General features: G+C 68.6%; 12 protein-coding genes. 7 read left to right on the top strand and 5 right to left on the bottom strand.

Features of this window, described 5'->3' with window-relative positions; genetic code table 11:
- Window positions 1–9 precede the first annotated feature (9 nt).
- The 6 genes from K2R93_10340 (at window position 10) to K2R93_10365 (ending at window position 6,873) form a co-directional block, all read left to right on the top strand.
- Entirely contained in the window at window positions 10–1,053 is a 1,044-nt protein-coding gene (locus K2R93_10340; GenBank protein MBY0490226.1) for a BMP family protein, read from the top strand.
- Between the two features lie 8 nt (window positions 1,054–1,061).
- The gene (locus K2R93_10345; GenBank protein ID MBY0490227.1) at window positions 1,062–1,841 is read left to right on the top strand and encodes a Nif3-like dinuclear metal center hexameric protein; all 780 of its coding nucleotides are present in this window, start codon (window positions 1,062–1,064) and stop codon (window positions 1,839–1,841) included.
- A gap of 7 nt (window positions 1,842–1,848) precedes the next feature.
- Window positions 1,849–3,348 (top strand): ABC transporter ATP-binding protein, encoded by a 1,500-nt coding sequence (locus K2R93_10350; protein ID MBY0490228.1) that lies wholly within the window; start codon window positions 1,849–1,851, stop codon window positions 3,346–3,348.
- Window positions 3,345–4,436 carry an ABC transporter permease gene (locus K2R93_10355; GenBank protein ID MBY0490229.1) on the top strand — a complete coding sequence of 364 codons (1,092 nt, stop codon included), beginning with the start codon at window positions 3,345–3,347 and terminating at the stop codon, window positions 4,434–4,436. The genes K2R93_10350 and K2R93_10355 overlap by 4 nt, the downstream gene beginning before the upstream one ends.
- On the top strand, window positions 4,433–5,347 hold the full coding sequence (locus tag K2R93_10360; GenBank protein MBY0490230.1) for an ABC transporter permease: 915 nt from the start codon (window positions 4,433–4,435) through the stop codon (window positions 5,345–5,347). Before K2R93_10355 ends, K2R93_10360 begins: the two co-directional genes overlap by 4 nt.
- Window positions 5,348–5,565: 218 nt before the next feature.
- Window positions 5,566–6,873 (top strand): dipeptidase, encoded by a 1,308-nt coding sequence (locus K2R93_10365; GenBank protein ID MBY0490231.1) that lies wholly within the window; start codon window positions 5,566–5,568, stop codon window positions 6,871–6,873.
- A 119-nt stretch (window positions 6,874–6,992) separates the two neighbouring features.
- On the opposite strand, the gene K2R93_10370 is transcribed toward K2R93_10365, so the two are convergent.
- Window positions 6,993–8,549: an aldehyde dehydrogenase gene (locus K2R93_10370; GenBank protein MBY0490232.1), complete on the bottom strand. Its 1,557-nt coding sequence runs from the start codon at window positions 8,547–8,549 to the stop codon at window positions 6,993–6,995.
- A gap of 370 nt (window positions 8,550–8,919) precedes the next feature.
- On the opposite strand from K2R93_10370, the gene K2R93_10375 reads away from it, so the two are divergent.
- Window positions 8,920–11,004, top strand: coding sequence for a sigma-54-dependent Fis family transcriptional regulator (locus tag K2R93_10375; protein MBY0490233.1), 2,085 nt, complete (start codon window positions 8,920–8,922; stop codon window positions 11,002–11,004).
- 94 nt (window positions 11,005–11,098) lie between these two features.
- On the opposite strand, the gene K2R93_10380 is transcribed toward K2R93_10375, so the two are convergent.
- The 4 genes from K2R93_10380 to K2R93_10395 form a co-directional block, all read right to left on the bottom strand.
- Window positions 11,099–12,280: a DUF2252 domain-containing protein gene (locus K2R93_10380; GenBank protein MBY0490234.1), complete on the bottom strand. Its 1,182-nt coding sequence runs from the start codon at window positions 12,278–12,280 to the stop codon at window positions 11,099–11,101.
- Window positions 12,281–12,292: 12 nt separating this feature from the next.
- On the bottom strand, window positions 12,293–15,526 hold the full coding sequence (locus K2R93_10385; protein MBY0490235.1) for a DEAD/DEAH box helicase: 3,234 nt from the start codon (window positions 15,524–15,526) through the stop codon (window positions 12,293–12,295).
- 90 nt (window positions 15,527–15,616) lie between these two features.
- Window positions 15,617–16,141, bottom strand: a complete 525-nt coding sequence (locus K2R93_10390) for a hypothetical protein (GenBank protein ID MBY0490236.1) — start codon at window positions 16,139–16,141, stop codon at window positions 15,617–15,619.
- A 144-nt stretch (window positions 16,142–16,285) separates the two neighbouring features.
- The gene (locus K2R93_10395) at window positions 16,286–18,628 is read right to left on the bottom strand and encodes an RNA-binding transcriptional accessory protein (protein ID MBY0490237.1); all 2,343 of its coding nucleotides are present in this window, start codon (window positions 18,626–18,628) and stop codon (window positions 16,286–16,288) included.
- Window positions 18,629–18,639: the final 11 nt, after the last annotated feature.

An 18,639-nucleotide genomic window follows, 5' to 3' on the forward strand; every position in this document is an offset into this window, starting at 1 on the left:
AGGACTCTCATGCCCCGATTCGCTGCCGCCCGCGCCGTCCTGCTCGCCGCGAGTGTCGCCCTCCTCGCCGCCTGCTCGGGTGGCGACGCCAAGACTGCCGATTCCGCGGCCGCCACCAAGACGTTGCGGGTCGCCCTGCTGACGCCGGGCCCGGTCTCTGACCGCTCCTGGAATGGCATCGCCTACCAGGGGCTCCAGGCGATCAAGGACTCATTGGGCGCCCAGGTCTCCCATATCCAGACCAAGACCCCCGCCGAGTTCGAGGAGAACTTCCGGCAGTACGGCGCGCAGGGATACGACCTCGTCATCGGCAACGGCTTCGAGTATCAGGACGCCGCCGTCCGCGTGGCCCCTGCCTATCCCAAGACCAGCTACGTCATCACCTCCGGCCGCGCCACCGGCGCCAACCTCGCCGGCTTCGCGTTCGCGTTCGAAGAGGCGTCGTATCAGGCCGGGATCATCGCTGCCGCCGCCTCCAAGTCCGGCAAGCTCGGCATGATCGCCGGTCAGGAGCTGCCGCCGGTCAAGGCGAGCTTTCAAGCCTTCGAGCGCGGGGCAAAGTCGGTGAACCCGAAGATCGAAGTGCTCACCTCGTACATCGGCAACTGGGATGATGTGAGCGCGGCCAAGGAGCAGGCACTCGCGCAGATCGGTCGCGGCGTCGACGTGATCTTCCAGAACGCCGATGCCGCCGGACTCGGCATCTTCCAGGCGGCCAAGGAGAAGGGCGTGTTCGCTTTCGGCACGAACGCGAATCAGAACCCGATCGCACCCGATGTCATCCTGGGCAGCGTCGTCATCGATCTGCCGAAGGCGTTCCTCCTCGCGGCTCGCGAAGTGAAGGCGGGGACCTTCACCGGACGCGTCATCAATCTCGGCGTGAAGGACGACGTCGTGCGCCTCGAACTGAACGATGCACTCCGCGCGAAGATTCCGGCCTCGGCGATCACGGCCTCGGATTCGGTGGGGGCGCTCATCAAGGCCGGCACCTTCACGGCGCTCAAGGATCTCACGGCGGCGACCGACAGCGCCAAGCCGATCAAGCCGAACTGAGTCCCGTCATGCCCGCTGTTCCCCTCCACGATCTCGTCGCGGCGCTCGACACCGAGCTGCGCACGTTCGACGTCCCCGATTATCCGGGGGCGGTGAATGGTTTGCAGCTCGCGAATCAGGGCACGGTCGAGCGGGTGGCGGTCGCCGTGGATGCGTCGCGCGCGGCGATCACCGAGGCGGCACTGTGCGGCGCGTCGCTGCTCATCGTGCATCACGGGCTGTTCTGGAGCGGCGCGCAGCCCATCACCGGCATCAGCTACGAGAAATACCACACGCTCCTGGCGAGCAATGTGGCGGTCTACGGCTCGCATCTGCCGCTCGACCTGCATCCGCAGCTGGGGAATAACGCCCGACTCGCGCAGGCGCTGCACCTCACGCCAAGCGGGGGCTTCGCGCGCTTCAAGACCATCGACATCGGCGTGATGGGCGAGGCGCACGAGCCCACGGCCGATCTCGTGGCGCGCGTGAGCGCCTTTGCCGCGCGCTACGGCGGCACCGTGCGCACCTCCATCCCCGCGCACGGCCGGACCACGCAACGCTGGGCGATCTGCACCGGCGGCGGCGCCTCCTCCGACACGCTGCGCGAAGCGCGCGAACGCGGCATCGACACGCTCATCGTGGGGGAAGGGCCACATCACACCACGGTCGAAGCGATCGAGCACGACCTCTGCGTGGTCTATGCCGGCCATTACGCCACCGAAACCTTGGGCGTGCAGGCGCTCGGCGAATGGCTGGAGCAGCGCTTCGGGTTGCCGTGGACGTTCCTGCACCTGCCCACCGGCTCGTAACGCGCGCATGACACTCGCACTCGAGGGGATCACGCGCCGCTTCGGGGCCGTGACCGCGCTCGAGGACGCGTCGCTCACGGTACGCCCTGGGAGCGTGCACGCGCTCCTGGGAGAGAACGGCGCCGGCAAAACGACGCTGATGCGCATCGCCTTCGGCGCGCTGCCGCCCACCACCGGCGTGGTGCGATGGAACGGCAACGTGGTGACGTTCCGCTCGCCGGCCGATGCGTTGGCCGCCGGCATCGGCATGGTGCATCAGCACTTCACGCTCGTGCCGGCGATGACCGTCGCCGAGAATGTCGCGCTGGGCGGGCAGGGGCGGTTCGATCCTGTCGCGGCGGCCACGCGCGTGCGCACCGTGGCCGCCAAGGCCGGCCTGGCGATCGATCCCGAGGCGCGCGTCGATCAGCTGCCGGTAGGTGCACAGCAGCGCTGCGAGATCGTGAAGGCGCTGGCGCGCGAGGTGCGCCTGCTCATTCTCGACGAACCCACGGCGGTCCTCGCCCCCGAGGAAGCGCAGGAGCTGCTGCGCTGGGTGCGTCGCTACGCCGATGAAGGGAACGCCGTGGTGCTCATCACGCACAAGCTGCGCGATGCCCTCGCGGTTGCCGATACGATCACCGTGCTGCACCGCGGGCGGGTGGCGCTCGCCGCACCGTCCAACGGACTCACGGCGGAGCAACTGGCATCCGCCATGCTGGGCGGCGCCACATCGGCCGCCTCGGCGGCGGTGGCCAACACGAGCGCGACGGCGGCGACGCCGGTCCTCGAGACGCTGAGTGAGACGGCCTCGCACGCCGTCGCCGCGTCGTCGCCGGTGGGTGACGTGGTACTGGCCGCGCGTGACGTGCACTGGCGCGATGCCGCGGGCGTGGAGCGGGTCCGCGGGGCGACGCTGCAGGTGCGCGCCGGTGAGATCGTGGGGATCGCCGCGGTGGAAGGGTCGGGGCAGCACGAGCTGCTGCGACTGCTGGCCGGTCGGCTCACGCCGAGTGCCGGCGCGCTGACCTGCCCAACGCCGGTGGGGTTCGTGCCCGAAGATCGGCATCGGGATGCGATGCTGCTGGATGCCCCGCTCTTTGAAAACCTTGCGTTGCGCGATGCGGTGACGCGGCGCGGGCGCATGCCGTGGGAGGCGTTGCGCGAGACCACCGCGTCGCTGCTGGGCCGCTATGACGTGCGCGCGCCGGGCGCCACGGCGGTGGCGCGGACGCTCTCGGGGGGCAATCAGCAGAAGTTCGTGCTGGCGCGTGAACTGGCCGACGCACCGGCGGCGCTGGTGGTGGAGAATCCGTCGCGCGGGCTCGACTTCAAGGCCACCGCCGCGGTGCAGGCCGCGCTGCGTACCGCGCGCGACGGTGGCACCGCGGTCGTGGTGTACAGCAGTGATCTGGACGAAGTGCTGCTGCTGGCCGACCGCGTGTACGCCATGTTCGACGGTCGGAGTGTGGAAGTGCCGATGGACCGGGATGCCGTCGGGCGGGCCATGCTGGGCGGCGCGACATGAGTTCGGTGTCACGCGCCTCCGCCACCGCGTCCGCATCTGCCTTCGCGTCGCGTCTGCGCGCGCTCGCCCAGCTCGTGGCCACGCTGGCGGTGGCGCTCCTGTTGCTGAGTGGGCTGCTCCTGCTCACCGGGCATGCGGTGGCGCCGGCGTTGTCGGCCTTGTGGCGCGGCGCCTTTGGCTCGTGGTATGCCATCACGTCGGCGACGCTCGTGCGCGCCGTGCCGCTCGGCCTGGCGGGGCTCGCGGTGTCGCTGGCGTTTCGCGCCGGCATTCTGAATGTGGGCGCCGAAGGGCAGCTGCTGGTGGGCGCGGTGGCGGCCACGGCGCTCGCGGTGCCGCTGGCCTCCGCGTCACCACTCGTGGCCATTCCCGTGCTGCTTGTTGGTGGTGCGGTAGCCGGTGGTGCGTGGGCCGGCATAGCCGCGGTGCTGCGACTGCGTTTTGGCGTGCTCGAGGTGATCAGTACGATCATGCTGAACTTCGTGGCGCAGTATCTCACGGGATGGCTGGTGCGTGGGCCGTTGCAGGAGCCCACGCACGTGAATCCGCAGTCCACGACGCTCCCTGACCCGCTGCACTTGCCCGTGTTGCTGAGTGGCACGCGCCTGCACGCCGGGGTGCCGCTGCTCGTGGTGGTGGCCATTGTCGTGTGGTGGTGGCTCGCGAATACGGCGAGCGGCTTCCGCGTCCGTGCGGTGGGGATGAATCCCTTCGCGGCGCAATCGGCGGGGCGGATCGTCGTGCCGCGCACGGTGCTTCTCGCGTTCATTGGCAGCGGGCTCCTGGCGGGACTCGCTGGCTCGGTCGAATACACCGGCGTGACCTACGCGCTATACGAAAACTTTTCGCCGGGGTACGGCTACACGGCCATCGCGGTGGCGCTGCTGGCGCGTCTCAATCCACTGGGCGTACTGGGCACCGCGCTGCTCTTTGGTGCGCTCGAAGCGGGCGCCAACGCCATGCAGCGCGATGCGGGTGTGCCGAGCGTGGTGGTGAGTGTGGTAGAAGCCCTGCTCATTCTGCTGGTGGTGTCGGCTGACCGCCTGCAGACGCGCGCCCGGGCCGAAGCGGGAGGGGACGCGGCGTGAGCGCGCTCGATATCGGCGCCGGCTTTCTGGAAGCCACCGTGCGCACCGCCACGCCGCTCGCGCTGGCGGCGCTGGGCGAGTGCATCAGCGAGCGCGCGGGCGTGATCAACATCGGACTCGAGGGGGCGATCATTGCCGGCGCGCTGGGAGGGACCGTGGCGGCGGCGTCGCTCGGCGTCGCCGGCGGCTTTGTGGTGGGTGCGCTCGCCGGGGTGCTGATCGCGGCGATCTTTGCCTTCTTCACGGTGCGGTTGCGGGCCGATCAGATCATCACCGGCACGGCGATCACGCTCTTTTCGCTCGGGCTGACGGGAACGCTCTATCGCTCCCTCTTTGGCGCGTCGGGTGTGGCGCTCTCCACGCCGACGGCCGGGCCGTTGGTGATTCCCGGGCTCGCCTCGTTGCCGCTGGTGGGGGCGGCGCTCTTTGCGCAGCCGGTGATCACCTATCTGGTGATGCTGCTCGCCCCGCTGCTCGCCTGGTGGCTGGCCCGTACGCATGCCGGGCTCGCGGTGCGGGCGCTCGGCGAGTATCCCGACGCGGCCGTTGCCGCCGGGATCGCGCCACGGCGCACGCAGGCGCTGGCGGTGCTCTTTGCCGGTGGCATGGCGGGGCTCGCCGGTGCCACGCTCGTGCTGGCGCAGGCCGGCACCTTCGTGGAGGGGATGAGCGCCGGACGCGGCTTCATCGCCATCGCCATCGTGGTGCTCGGCCGCTGGAAGCCGCTCGGCGTGCTGGGCGCCGCGCTGCTGTTCGGCGCGGCCAATTCGCTGCAGACGCTCTTTCAGGCGATGGGGTGGAGCGGCGTGCCGTATCAGCTCTTTCTGGCGCTGCCGTACGTGCTGACGCTGCTGGTACTCGCCGGGGCCAGCGGTCGCGCGGCGGCGCCCGCGGCTTTGGGAAAGGCCTAAGCAACAGCTCAACTACCGCAAAGGGGCACGAAGGGCTGGAAGGTCACGAAGTGTGGGATGTTCTGCGTGGCCTTCCGGTCCTTCGTGATCCTTTGCGGTTGGTGGCTTCTCGTCCTTCGTGCCCCTTTGCGGCTGTTGGCTTCTCATCTGGAACGCTTCAGCAGGAGTGCGGCGGCGGACGTAACGTTGGCGGACGACTCACCCTCAGCCCTCCGCCCATGATGCGACTCCGTTCCGCGGCCCTGCTGGGCCCGTTGTCCCTGCTGGCTGCCTCGACCGCGGCAGCCCAGTCGGGGAAGAAGATCACCGACGAAGCGGTCGTGCAGAGCACCGCCAAGGCGATTCATGCCCGTGTGCTGTCGCTCGACACGCACGTGGACATTTCGCCGGCGTACTTCACGGAGACGCAGCCGAACTACACCACGAAGCTGCCCCGCACGCAGGTCGATCTCGCCAAGATGGATGAGGGTGGGCTCGGCGGGGCGTTTCTGGCGATCTACGTGGGGCAGTCGCCGAATCTGGATTCGGCCGGCTTCGCCGCCGCCAACGCCGCCGCCATCGAGAAGTTCGAGGCGGTGCATCGCCTCACCGAGAAGCTGGCGCCCACGCGCGCCGAGATCGCGTACACGGCCGCCGATGCGGTGCGGATCCACACGAGTGGCAAGCGCGTGATCTTCATGGGGATCGAGAATGGCTTCCCCATCGGCAGCGACATCACGAACGTCAAGAAGTTCTACGATCGTGGCGGCCGGTACATGTCGCTGGCGCACAACGGGCACAGCCAGCTGTCGGACTCGAACACCGGTGAACGCGACGGCGTGTGGCTGCATCATGGCCTGTCGCCGCTGGGCCGGCAGGTGATCGCCGAGATGAACCGGCTGGGGATGATGATCGACGTGTCGCATCCGTCGAAGGAATCGATGATGCAGACGCTGCAGATCACCAAGGCGCCGATCATGGCCAGCCACAGCGGCGTGCGGGCGATCTGCAATCACAGTCGCAACATGGACGACGAGCAGCTCGACGCGCTCAAGAAGAATGGCGGCGTGATTCAGCTGGTGGCGTTCAACAGCTATGTGAAGTGCGACCCCAAGCGCGACATCCCCCGGGAGGAGGCGCGCGCGGCCGCCAACGAGCAGCTGCGCAAGGAGTACGGCATCACCGCCACCAACCGCCGCGAGCAGCAGGCACAGATCCAGGCGCTGCCGAACGACAAGCGCAATGAGTTCCTGGCCAAGCAGGAAGACATCACCGCGCGTCGCTACCCGAGCGATCCGCCGGCCACGGTCAAGGACTTCGTGGACCACATCGACTACGTGGTGAAGCGCATCGGCATCGACCACGTTGGCATCAGCTCGGACTTCGACGGCGGTGGCGGTGTGGACGGCTTCCGCAATGCGACGGAAGCGCCGAACGTGACGGCCGAGCTGGTGCGGCGCGGCTACACGGAGCAGGAGATCGCGAAGATCTGGAGTGGGAACCTGCTCCGCGTGCTGGCGGCGGTGGAGAAGGCGGCGGGGAAGTAGGGGGTTTTTGAACTGATCAGTTGTGGGTTTCGGGCTTTTGGTTGTGGGTTGTAGGTTCGCGAACCCATCACCCACGACCCAAAACCCGAGACCCAGAACTGATCGGTTCACCCCCGCGCTCAGAAGAACCCGAGCGCCTTCGGGCTGTACGACACCAGCAGATTCTTCGTCTGCTGGTAATGATCGAGCATCATGCTGTGCGTCTCGCGGCCGATGCCGCTCTGCTTGTAGCCACCGAAGGCGGCGTGCGCGGGGTAGAGGTGGTAGCAGTTCGTCCACACGCGGCCGGCCTTGATGTTGCGGCCCATCTGGTACGCCAGATTGCCGTCGCGCGTCCAGACGCCGGCGCCGAGTCCGTAGAGGGAGTCGTTGGCGATGTGCAGCGCTTCTTCGGCGGTCTTGAAGGTGGTGACGCTCACGACCGGGCCAAAGATCTCTTCCTGGAAGATGCGCATCTTGTTGTTGCCCTCGAACACCGTCGGCTCCACGTAGAAGCCCTTCGCGAGTTCGCCGCCCAGCTGCGCGCGCTTGCCGCCGGTGAGGCACCGGGCGCCTTCCTTGCGGCCGATGTCGAGATAGCCCAGGATCTTGTTGAGCTGCTCTTCCGAGGCCTGGGCGCCGATCATGGTGGTCGGGTCGAGCGGGTGCCCCTGCTTGACCTGCTGCGTGCGCTTGAGCGCGCGCTCCATGAACTTGTCATAGATCGACTCCTGCACGAGCGCGCGCGACGGGCAGGTGCAGACTTCGCCCTGATTGAGCGCGAACATCGTGAAGCCTTCGAGCGCCTTGTCGAAGTAGTCGTCATCATCCTGCATGACGTCGGCGAAGAAGATGTTCGGCGACTTGCCGCCCAGCTCCAGCGTGACCGGGATGAGGTTCTCGGCGGCGTACTGCATGATCAGCCGGCCGGTGCTCGTCTCACCGGTGAACGCCACCTTGGCCACGCGCTTGCTCGACGCGAGCGGCTTGCCGGCTTCCACGCCAAAGCCGTGCACGATGTTGAGCACGCCCGGCGGCAGCAGATCGGCGATGAGCTCCGCAAACGCGGTGATCGACACCGGCGTCTGCTCGGCGGGCTTGAGCACCACGGCGTTGCCGGCGGCAATGGCCGGCGCAAGCTTCCACGCCGCCATGAGCAGCGGGAAGTTCCACGGAATGATCTGCGCGACCACACCGAGCGGCTCGTGATAGTGATAGGCGACGGTGTCGTGATCGAGCTCGCCCAGCGTGCCTTCCTGCGAGCGCAGGCAGCCGGCGAAGTAGCGGAAGTGATCGATCGCGAGCGGAAGGTCGGCGGCCATCGTTTCACGCACCGGCTTGCCGTTGTCGATCGTTTCGATCACGGCGATGGCTTCGAGGTTCGCTTCGAGGCGGTCGGCAATCTTGTTGAGCACAATGGCGCGCTGGGCGGCCGGCGTGCGCCCCCATCCCGGCGCGGCGGCGTGCGCCGCATCGAGCGCGAGCTCCACATCTTCGGCGCTCGAGCGCGCCACCTCGCACAGATGCTGCCCGGTAATGGGCGTGGTGTTTGAGAAGTACTGGCCGCGCACCGGCGCGACATACCGCCCGTTGATCCAGTTCTCGTAGCGGGCCTTGATAGGGATCGTGATGGCGTACGAGCGCGCACCATCGGGGAGCGTGGCGGAGCCGGATTCCGGGGGGAGCGTGGCGGACATGACGAGACCTCGTGGGTGGGGGCGGCCCATGCCTGCAGGAGTCAGGCGGGAGGGGCCAGGTGGGAGGCGCGGCACAGCAGGGAGGCAGGAGGCGACATGGGGGCGGGGCCGGCGGACCGGCCGGCCCCGCCCTGTTCACGCGGTGTCGAAAGACGGTGCGTGATTTCCCATGTGCCGGTGCGCCTACCAAAGGCATCGCGCGTACCAATGGGTCAGAGTCGTTGAAATGCGTTGCCCTGTAATGGTTTCCGACGCCCGCGCGGAAACTTCTGCCGTGCCGAGGCGCGACAGGCGTCGCGCGACATTTGTCGCATCGGTGTCCGGTATCTCCCCGATGGCGCGACAGCGGTCCGTCCCGAACATTGCGCCCATGGCCGCTCTCCCACCCAGCGGCGACGGGGTCCCCGCCCCACCGTCTCCCCCGCCGCCGTTCGATCGCGACGCTCAACGCCTTACGGCGCAGGAGTGGGAGCTGGCCGTGACCGGGGGCCTCACCCCCGAGCGCGTCCGGTCGGTGGTCCGCCGCTCGTGGCATCGGTCGCAGGAGGCGGCCGTTCGCCCTGATCTGCGGGTGGCCCCGATGGTACTCGAGAGCGACGATCTGTTCTCAACACGCCAGCGACTCGATTGGCTGCCGATGGCCGCACGCGCGGTCACGCAGCTGCATGGCAGCTACGGGGTGGGCCATGTGCTCACCATGTTCGACGCCGATGGCCGCATGGTGCACGCTGACGGCGATCCGCGCGCGCCGGATGGCCTGGCCGAGATCAACTTCCGCCCGGGTGGCTGCTGGCACGAAGCGATGGTGGGCACCAATGGGCCGGGCACCGCGCTCGCGACACGCGCGCCGGTGCACATCGTGGGCGCCGAACATTTCTGCGAAAACTGGCAGCAGTGGCCCTGCGCCGCGGTGCCATTGCGCGATCAGGTCACCGGGCGCGTGCTGGGTGCGCTCGATATCTCGGGGCCGCGCGATGTGGCCCATCCGCACACGCTCGATCTGATCGTGGCGCTGGGCGTCGCGGTGGAGCAGATGCTCGCGGCGCGCGATGTGGAGCGGCGCTATCTCGTGGTGCACAAACTGCTCGAGCTGTCGTCGCGCCACGCGGGTGATGGCTTCGTGGCCATCGACCGCGCGGGGACGGTGCTCTTTGCGCAGGGGAACGTGCCCGAGGTGATCAAGGCGCAGGGGCTGCTGCCGGATTCCTTCCGTCGCCTGGTGGTGCATGTCATGCAGGCGACGCGTGACCCATGGCCCGTTGAGCTTGGCGCCCGCGATCTGAGCGACCCGCTCGCGCGCGCCGCGACGGCCCAGGTGGTGTGTGATGGGATCACGCCGATCGGTGCGGTGGTGCGCTTCTCGCGCACGGCCAGCGAGATGGGCTCGCGCCGGGAGCTGGTGCGCGGCGTGGCGCGCGACGTGGCGCGCGATCTGCTGCGTGAGTCGCGCGCGGAACCAACGCCGACCGCGGTGCGCGATGGAGCGCAGACGCGCTATGCCTTTGCCGACCTCGTGGGGAACAGCGCAGCGCTGGCGGCCGCGAGCCGTGTCGCCGAGATCGCGGCGAGCAACGCCCTCCCGGTGTTCATCACCGGCGAAAGCGGTACCGGCAAGGAGCTGTTTGCTCAGGCGATTCACGGGGCGAGTGCGCGGCGTGCGCTGCCGTTTGTGGCCGTGAACTGTGCCGCCTTGCCGCGTGACCTGCTGGAGGCGGAACTCTTCGGCTATGTCGGTGGCGCCTTCTCCGGCGCGCGCCGCGAAGGCCATGCGGGATACGTGGTGGCCGCCGAGGGCGGCACACTGTTTCTCGACGAGATCGCCGAGCTCACGCCGGCGGCGCAGGCGGCGCTGTTGCGTGTGCTGCAGGAGGGCGAAGTCACGGCGGTCGGGAGCACGCAGCGACGGCGGGTGAATGTGCGCGTCATCGCGGCGACCAACCGCCCCATCGCGGCGTCACTCGCCGACGGCTCGCTGCGCGAGGATCTGTTCTATCGCCTCGACGTCCTGCGTCTCGAGCTGCCGCCGCTGCGCGAACGCGCCGGCGACGTGGCGTTGCTTGCGCGCAGCTTCGTGGCCGCCACCTGCGTGGCGCTTGGCAAACCGCCGTGCACGCTGCTCCCGGATGCCGTCGCCGCGCTCTCGGCGTATCACTGGCCGGGGAATGTGCGCGAACTGGAGAACGTGCTCCGCCGCGCGGTGGCGATGGCGCCGGGCCTCTCGCTCAGTGCGGCCGACCTGCCGGAGCATGTGCGCCGTGCCGCGCGGCCGGCCGAGCGGCGACCGGAGCCGCCCCGCGATGCGCCGGTGGACGCCGAGCGCGAACGCACGCTCATGGCGGTACGCACCGCGCGCACCATGCTCGAGGCGGCGCGCACACTCGGCATCACGCGCAGTACGCTCTATCGCCGTCTCGAGCGCTACGGCGTGCGCGGGGAGTGGGTGGTGCGGGAGTAAGGTACGCTCTCTCCGCTCCCCCGTGACCCCGACGAGCTGTTCAGAAAAGCTCGTCGGGGATTCGGGGGAACGGGGACGATCGAGCGGCGGCCGCTTACGGCAGGTTATCGCAGAACGCCTGCCAATCCTGCCGGTTCGTCGTCGCCGCGCGGACGGCGTAGGCAATCACCTCGCCCTCCCAGTCGTCGCGCTGGGCGAACTGCTGCAGCGCATCGCCGCCGCTGGCGCCGTACCAGCCGCTGGCGCGCAGCTGCCCCCAGGCGAGCAGTTGCGCCATCTGCTCGAGGAGCTTGCGCACGGCGCGCGGGCGGGCCATCGCGACGTCCAACCGCACGCGATCTTCACTGGGCTGGAGTTCGCGCAGCACGAGCGCCTTCTCGCCGAACGGCACCACATGATGCAGCGCCGGCGGCGCCGCCTGCATGAGGCGTTGCACGGTGACGACGCGGGTGGCCTCGTTGGGCCATTCCGGTTGCACCGGCGCATGCATCACCGCGGGCGACGGCGCGGGGATCTTCGCATCGAGCAGCGCGAAGCGCGCATCCGGCACCGCGTGCTCCACCAGCAGCACCCACCGCGGGACGCCCAGACTGCCGTTACCGGCAATGCGGCGCGCGACATCGTGCACCACCAGATCGGGCGCCGTGGCCGCGAGCGCCTCCTGGACGGCCGCGGCCACGCGTGCCCGTTCTTCGTCGGGGGCCGGCAACGCGTGTACGCCACGCACCCGCAGTTGGCGCTTGGCCAGACGTGCGCGCGTCTCGAGAAACTCGCGACGTGAGCGTTCCCGCAGATTGCGCAGCAGGTCGCGCACGAGACCCGTCGCGATCCCCCGCTCAATCCACCACGCCTTCCCCTCGGCCAGCGTGGCGCGATAGGTCGCCAGCAGGTGTGCGGCCATCGCGCGGCCATCGAACCCGCCCGCCACCTGCTCGGTGTGCAGATCGGCGGCGACCAGCACGCTGGTGCAGAGGCGCGTGATATCGAGCAGCACGGGCGCGAGGACCGCGTCGTCAAAATCGGTGAGATCGAAGTACGTCAACCGATTGCCGCCGCGGAATGAGCCCACATTCTCGGCGTGCAGATCGCCGCACTGCCAGGCGAGTGGTCCCTTCTTGAGCAGGCCGGCCCCAAGCGCCCAGTCTTCCTGGAAGAGCACGTTGGTGCCGCGCAGAAAGGCGAACGGATCGCGCCGCATGCGCGCGAGCTTGCGCTGCACCCGCTCGGGGTCGCGGGTGGCGTGGAACGCCTGCAGCCGCTTGAGACGGGGGCCCATGCTCGCCATGCGCTAGCCGAGCAGCAGTTCGAGTTCGGCGCGCCCGATCCCCGTGAGCCCACCCTTGTCTTCGGTCAGGATGGCGTCGGCGAGCGCGCGCTTGCTCGCCTGCAGTTCGAGAATCTTCGATTCGATGGTGTCACGCGCCACCACACGCGTGGCCATGACCTGCTGCGTCTGGCCAATGCGATGCGCGCGGTCGATGGCCTGTGCTTCAACGGCCGGGTTCCACCACGGATCGAGCAGATACACGTACTCGGCGGCGGTGAGATTGAGCCCGTGCCCACCGGCCTTGAGCGAGATGAGGAACACCGGCGGCCCGTCGGTGCTCTGGAAGCGCTCGACGCGTGCCTGCCGATCGCGGGTGCGCCCGTCGAGATACTCGTAGCCGATCTTCTCGGCGTCGAGCCGCTCGCGCAGCAGGCTCAGGAAGCTCGTGAACTGCGAGAAGACGAGAATCTTGTGCCCTTCGCTCACGACTTCCTGAATGGCGGGCACGACCGCATCGAGCTTCGCGCTCGGCAGGCCGAACTTGCCGCTCTCCACCAGCGCCGGATGACACGCCGCCTGGCGCAGGCGCAGGAGCGCCTCGAGAATGTGCAGCCGCGCCTTGCCGATGCCGTTCTTGTCGACTTCGGCCATGACGCTCGAGAGATACTGCCGCCGCAGCATCTCGTAGTACGCGCGCTGCTTGGGTTCGAGCTCCACCTCGAGGGTCTGCTCGATGCGCTGCGGAAGCTCCGGGGCCACCATCGCCTTGGTGCGGCGCAGAATCACCGGGCGCAGCGCCCGCGCGAGCACGGCATCGGCGTCGCGCACTGGCTCACCGTCCACGGCTTCGGCGCCGCGCACGATGGTGCTGAAGCGCGTGGCCGCGCCGAGCATGCCGGGGTTGAGGAACTCGAAGAGGCTCCAGAGTTCCTCGATGCGATTCTCGATGGGCGTGCCGGAGAGGGCGAGCCGATGGTGGGCGCGCAGCAGGCGCGCCGCCTTCGCGGTGGCGGTGCTGGCGTTCTTGATCGCCTGCGCCTCGTCGAGCACGACGTAGTCGAACTCGCGCGCGCCGAGCTGCTGGATATCGCGCCGCAGCGTGCCGTAGGTCGTGATGACCACGTCGGCGGTCTCGGCGTCGAGCGCGCTCACTTCGCGATCGGCGCCACTCAAGTCCAGCATGCGGAGCTGCGGCACAAACCGCTCGGCTTCGCGCTTCCAGTTGAAGACGAGCGAGCGCGGGACGACAAGCAGCGACAGGCCACGCTTCTCGACGCGCCGCTCTTCGAGCAGCGCGAGCACCTGAATCGTCTTGCCGAGGCCCATGTCGTCGGCGAGACAGCCACCCAGGCCGAAGCGCCGCAGGAAGTCGAACCAGCCGAGGCCTTCCTTCTGGTAGTGCCGCAGCTCGCCGACAAAGCCGGAGGGTGCTTCGGGTGTGCCGATACCGGTGAACGCACGCAGCTGAGCGCGGGCCTGCGCGAGCTGCTCGTCCACATCGACCTGCGGGATCTGCTCGAGCAGGGCATCCAGCAGCAGCAGCTGCGCGCGTCCGAAACGCACCTTGTCGCGCGTGCGGTCGCCCAACGCCATGAGCATGCGGAGCCGCGAGAGCGCATCGGCGGGAATCAGCCCAACAGCGCCATCGCCCAGATCGATGAGTTCTTCCTGTCGTTGCACCGCATCGAACAGCGCCGGCAGCCCCACGACATGCGGGCCGAAGTTCACACTGCCCGTGAGATCGAACGCATTGGCTTCGGTGCGAATGCGCACGGCGAGCGGATCGGCGGCAAAGAAGGTGCGGCCATCGAGCTGCACTTCCCACCCGTCGGCGGCGAGGGCGCCGGCGAGATCGGCCACATGCGTGGGCGGCACGAGGAACGCATCGCGGCTTTTGCGCGCCATCCAGTCTTCGCGGGCGCCCAGCCCCAGCAACCGCGCGCGGGCCGATCGCTCGAACATCGTGTTGCGCCGGTAGAGCACACTCGCGGTGCGATCAAAGCAGGTCGGCGCGCGCGAGCTCGGCTCCACCACGGCATGGCCGTAGCGGAAGCGCAGCACGAGTGCCGCCGGTGCCTGGCGCCAGCCGCCCATCTCGCGGCTGATCTGCAGGACCGGGACCGGCGTGATGTCCACCGAATCGAGCTCATCGCCTTTGGGCAACGAGATCGGCGGCACCTTGGGGAGTCGGTGGAACTGCTCCAGGAAGCTCGACGGATCGGCGCCGAGCGACAGCGAGCCGGTGCCGCGCATCGCCATGGCGAGCGGCCAGGCGCCGGCGTGTTCGCAGCGCGCGAGCGACAGGGGGCCGGTGCCGTTGCTCGAGGAATCGGCGATCAGCACGAGACCGGAACCATGCAGCCACTTCACCTGATCGAAGTACACCGTGGCGCGGTCGCGCGTGAGGGTACCGCTGAGCGAGTACGTCGCATCGACTTCCATCTCGACGCGGAGCTGCAGTTTCCACGGCGCGCCGTCGTCCCACTTCACGAGCCGGCCGTCGATCGCGCGATCACTGCTGCGCACACGCGCGCGCCCGGTTTCGCAGATCATGCGCAGCGTCGTGCCGAAGGCACGCGGGCGAATGGCGAACCCGCCGGCGGGCATGCCGGTGATCCCCTCCTCTTCATGCGCGCCAATGAGCATCTCGGCGATCTGCCGATCGATGGCATCGGGCGCATTGAACCACGCCGCGGCGGAGAAGTGGTAGCGACGGACGTCGCCCCAGGTGCCGTCGCGATCCTTGCGTTCGGTGCCCACCTCGACCTTCAACGCTTCGGCCCGTGCACTCGCGTCGAGATCGACGAGGTAGAGCAGCCGACGATCGGAAGGGAGGCCGGTGGCGGCGCGTGCGGTGCCCGGCGGATCGGCGAGCTGGAGCTGCCACTGCATTTCGCGGAGCGGCTGCTGCCAGGCCGGCCCGGTTTCCTCCTGCTCGGCGTCGCCGCCACCCTGCTCAAAGCCAAAGCGCGCAATGACGCCGGCGGTATCGAGCAGCGGCTGCAGGAGCTTTTCGCGATCGGCGAAGCGGAGGAGCGCCCAGAGGTGCTTACAGGTCCCGTGCTCGGTGGCGTGCGGGCAGCTGCAGCGCAGGCGCAGGAGCCCCGGAATGGCGTGTACGCGGACCTCGTAGCTCCCGGTCTTGCCCTGCACGGTGCCGTCGAGCAGCTCGGTGCTGGTCTCGCGGAGCTGGATGGCGTCGGCGTTCGCGAAGGCCTCTCCGCGACCCTGTACGTCGAGCTCGAAGCGACGCATAAGGGCGAGAGGGATCATCGGCGAGCCGTCCGGGGCAGGGGGTGATTCGTGAGCAACCCCGAAACATAAGCAATCGCGGCGCGCGCGTGGCTATCGAAGCGGGCGGGCCTCCCACCCCCACTGCGTCATGAGCGCGTCCGGCACATGGTTCCGGCGCGCTCGCTCATGGGCCCAGGGCACGATGCGCCGGGCGGTGTCGGTGCAGAGCAGGTGGGGCAATGGGGTGATCCCCACCCGCCCCAGATCCAGTCGGTCGGCGTCCCAGCAGGCCTGAATGGTCGCGTCGGCCTCGGTCTCGCCGTCGGTGTGCCGCCGGCACGCCTCGTAGAGCAGGTCGAAGCGCTGGTCGTCGAGGTGGATCAGCGTCCCCCGCAGGCTGTGGGCGAGGTCGCCGCCGCGCTGCCCATGCCCCGGATCGTGGTCGTCGTTCACGCGGCGCGCGTCGTGGAAGAGCGCAAAGAGCGTGACCACCTCATGGTCGGCCCCATTCTCGTTGGCCACCGCGTGCCCGTTCTCGAGCACGCGGGCCCAGTGCACCACCCCGTGGTAGCCATGGGGCGAGAGCGAATAGCCAGCCAGAATGAACTGGAGCAACGACGCGTAATCGTGAGTCATGCCAGAAAGTGCAGCCGGGAAGGCGCTGCTCTCAAGCCCCCCACAACACTCCCCAATCTCGCACTGAACGGACCGTGCGTTTCCGTGCAATCCGTGGCAAACCAATAGAGTGGCCACGGATTACACGGATGAAGGGCCGTTTGCCTACTTGAACCGGATGCCGTTGGGGGCAATCGCGCCCTTGGTCGGCACGAACGGCTTGGCGGCGGGCTTGAAGCCGCCCTTCAGGCGGTTGGGCTGCTGCTGCTGGTTGTTCTGCTGCACATCCCGCCGGGTGCCGCCCTCACCCGTGGCGCGCTTGGCGCCCTCGGTGCCGCCGTCGCTGCGCATGGAGAGCGCGATGCGGTTCCGCGGCAGGTCGATGCTCTGCACGGTGACCTTCACCTTCTGCCCCACCTTCACCGCGTCGTTCGGATCCTTGATGTAGCGGTCGGCGAGCTGGCTCACGTGCACGAGCCCATCCTGATGCACGCCGATGTCCACGAACGCACCGAAGGCCACGATGTTCGTCACGACGCCCTCGAGCACCATCCCCGGGAGCAGGTCGCTCGGCTTCTGAATATCATCGCGGAAGGCGGGCGGTTCGAACGCCGCGCGCGGGTCGCGCCCCGGCTTCTTGAGTTCCGCCACGATGTCGCGCAGCGTGGGCATGCCGACATCGCCGCTCACGTACTTCGCGAGCTCGATGCGATCCACCAGCGCCTCATTGCCGATCAGCTCGCGCACATCAACGCCGAGATCCTGCGCCATGCGCTCCACGAGCGTGTAGCGCTCCGGGTGCACGGCGCTCGCGTCGAGCGGATGCGCCCCGCCGCGCACGCGCAAGAAGCCCGCGGCCTGCTCGAACGCCTTCGCGCCGAGGCGCGGCACTTCGGTGAGATCCTTCCGGGAGCCAAAGCCGCCCTTCTTGTCGCGCAGCGTGACGATGGCCTGAGCGAGACTGGGGCCGATGCCGGCCACGTAGCCCAGCAGTGCCGCCGACGCCGTGTTCACTTCCACGCCCACGCGATTTACCGCGCTCTCCACGGTTTCATCGAGACGCTGCTTGAGCTTCGTCTGATTCACGTCGTGCTGATACTGCCCCACGCCGATACTCTTGGGGTCGATCTTCACCAGCTCAGCGAGCGGATCCTGCAGGCGGCGCGCGATGCTCACGGCGCCGCGCAGCGAGACGTCAAGCTCGGGGAACTCGGCGCGCGCCAGATCGCTCGCGCTGTACACCGAGGCGCCGGCTTCATTCACCACCACCACCTGCGGGCGCGGTGCATCCATCTCGCGCAGTGCGGCCTTGGTGAGCGTCTCCGTTTCGCGGCTCGCGGTGCCGTTGCCGATCGCGATGAGTTCCGGCGTGAAGCGCTCGACCATGGCGCGAATGGCCCCGGCGAAGCGGTCTTCCTGATGGAGATAGAGCGTATCCGTGTGCACGAGCGCGCCCGTGGCACTCACCACCGCGACCTTCACACCGGTACGGAACCCCGGGTCGAGGCCGATGACCTTCTTCTCTCCCGCCGGGCTCGCGAGCAGCAGCTGCTCGAGATTGCGGCCGAAGATCGTGATCGCCTCGTCGTCGGCGCGCGTCTTGAGCTCGACGCGCAGTTCCACTTCGATGGTGGGCGCCAGCAGACGCTTGTAGGCGTCGGCCGCCACGAGCGTGAGCTGCTGCACCGCCTTGCGTGAGCCGATCACCTCGCCGGCGAGGCGGGCATTGATCTCCTCGACGGGCGCTTCCACGCGCCACAACAGCTCGCCCTCGGTTTCGCCGCGGCGGATCGCGAGCATGCGATGGCTCGGAATCGTGCCGAGCGCTTCGGAGAACTCGAAGTAGTCCTTGAACTTCGATTCGTCGCTCTTCTTCTCGGCGATCACGCTGCTCTTGACCACCCCCTTGGCGCGCGTGACTTCACGCACCCAGCCGCGCACGACCGCGTCTTCGGCGATCTGTTCGGCGAGGATATCCCGCGCGCCCTGCAGTGCCGCCTCGGCGGAGGGGACTTCGCTGGGCTTGCCGTCCACCTCGGGGAGGACGAACTCCGCCGCCTTCGCGGCGATGTCGGCATCACCGAGCGTGCCATCCCACAGCGCCTCGGCCAGCGGACCGAGCCCGCGCTCGCGAGCGATCATCGCGCGCGTGCGGCGCTTCGGCTTGAAAGGCAGGTAGAGGTCTTCGAGCGCCTGCTTGGTGTCGGCCTTGAGGATCGCGGCCTTGAGCGCGTCGTCGAGCTTGCCCTGCTCCTCGATGCTCTTGAGGATGGCGGCGCGGCGGTCCTCCATTTCCTGCAGGTACTCGGCGCGCTCACGCACATCGCGGAGCTGCACCTCGTCGAGCCCGCCAGTGACTTCCTTGCGGTAGCGCGCGATGAAGGGGAGCGTGGCCCCCTCGGCAAAAAGGGTCAGAGTGCGCTGAACCTGCTGCGGGTTCAGCGAGAGTTCGGTCGCGACGCGCGCAATGAGCGCGGGCGCGAGTGCGTCAGGGGAGGGAGCGGTCATGGCGGCAGTCT

The organism is Gemmatimonadaceae bacterium, from assembly GCA_019752115.1.
In the GTDB taxonomy this organism is placed as follows: Bacteria; Gemmatimonadota; Gemmatimonadetes; order Gemmatimonadales; family Gemmatimonadaceae; genus Gemmatimonas.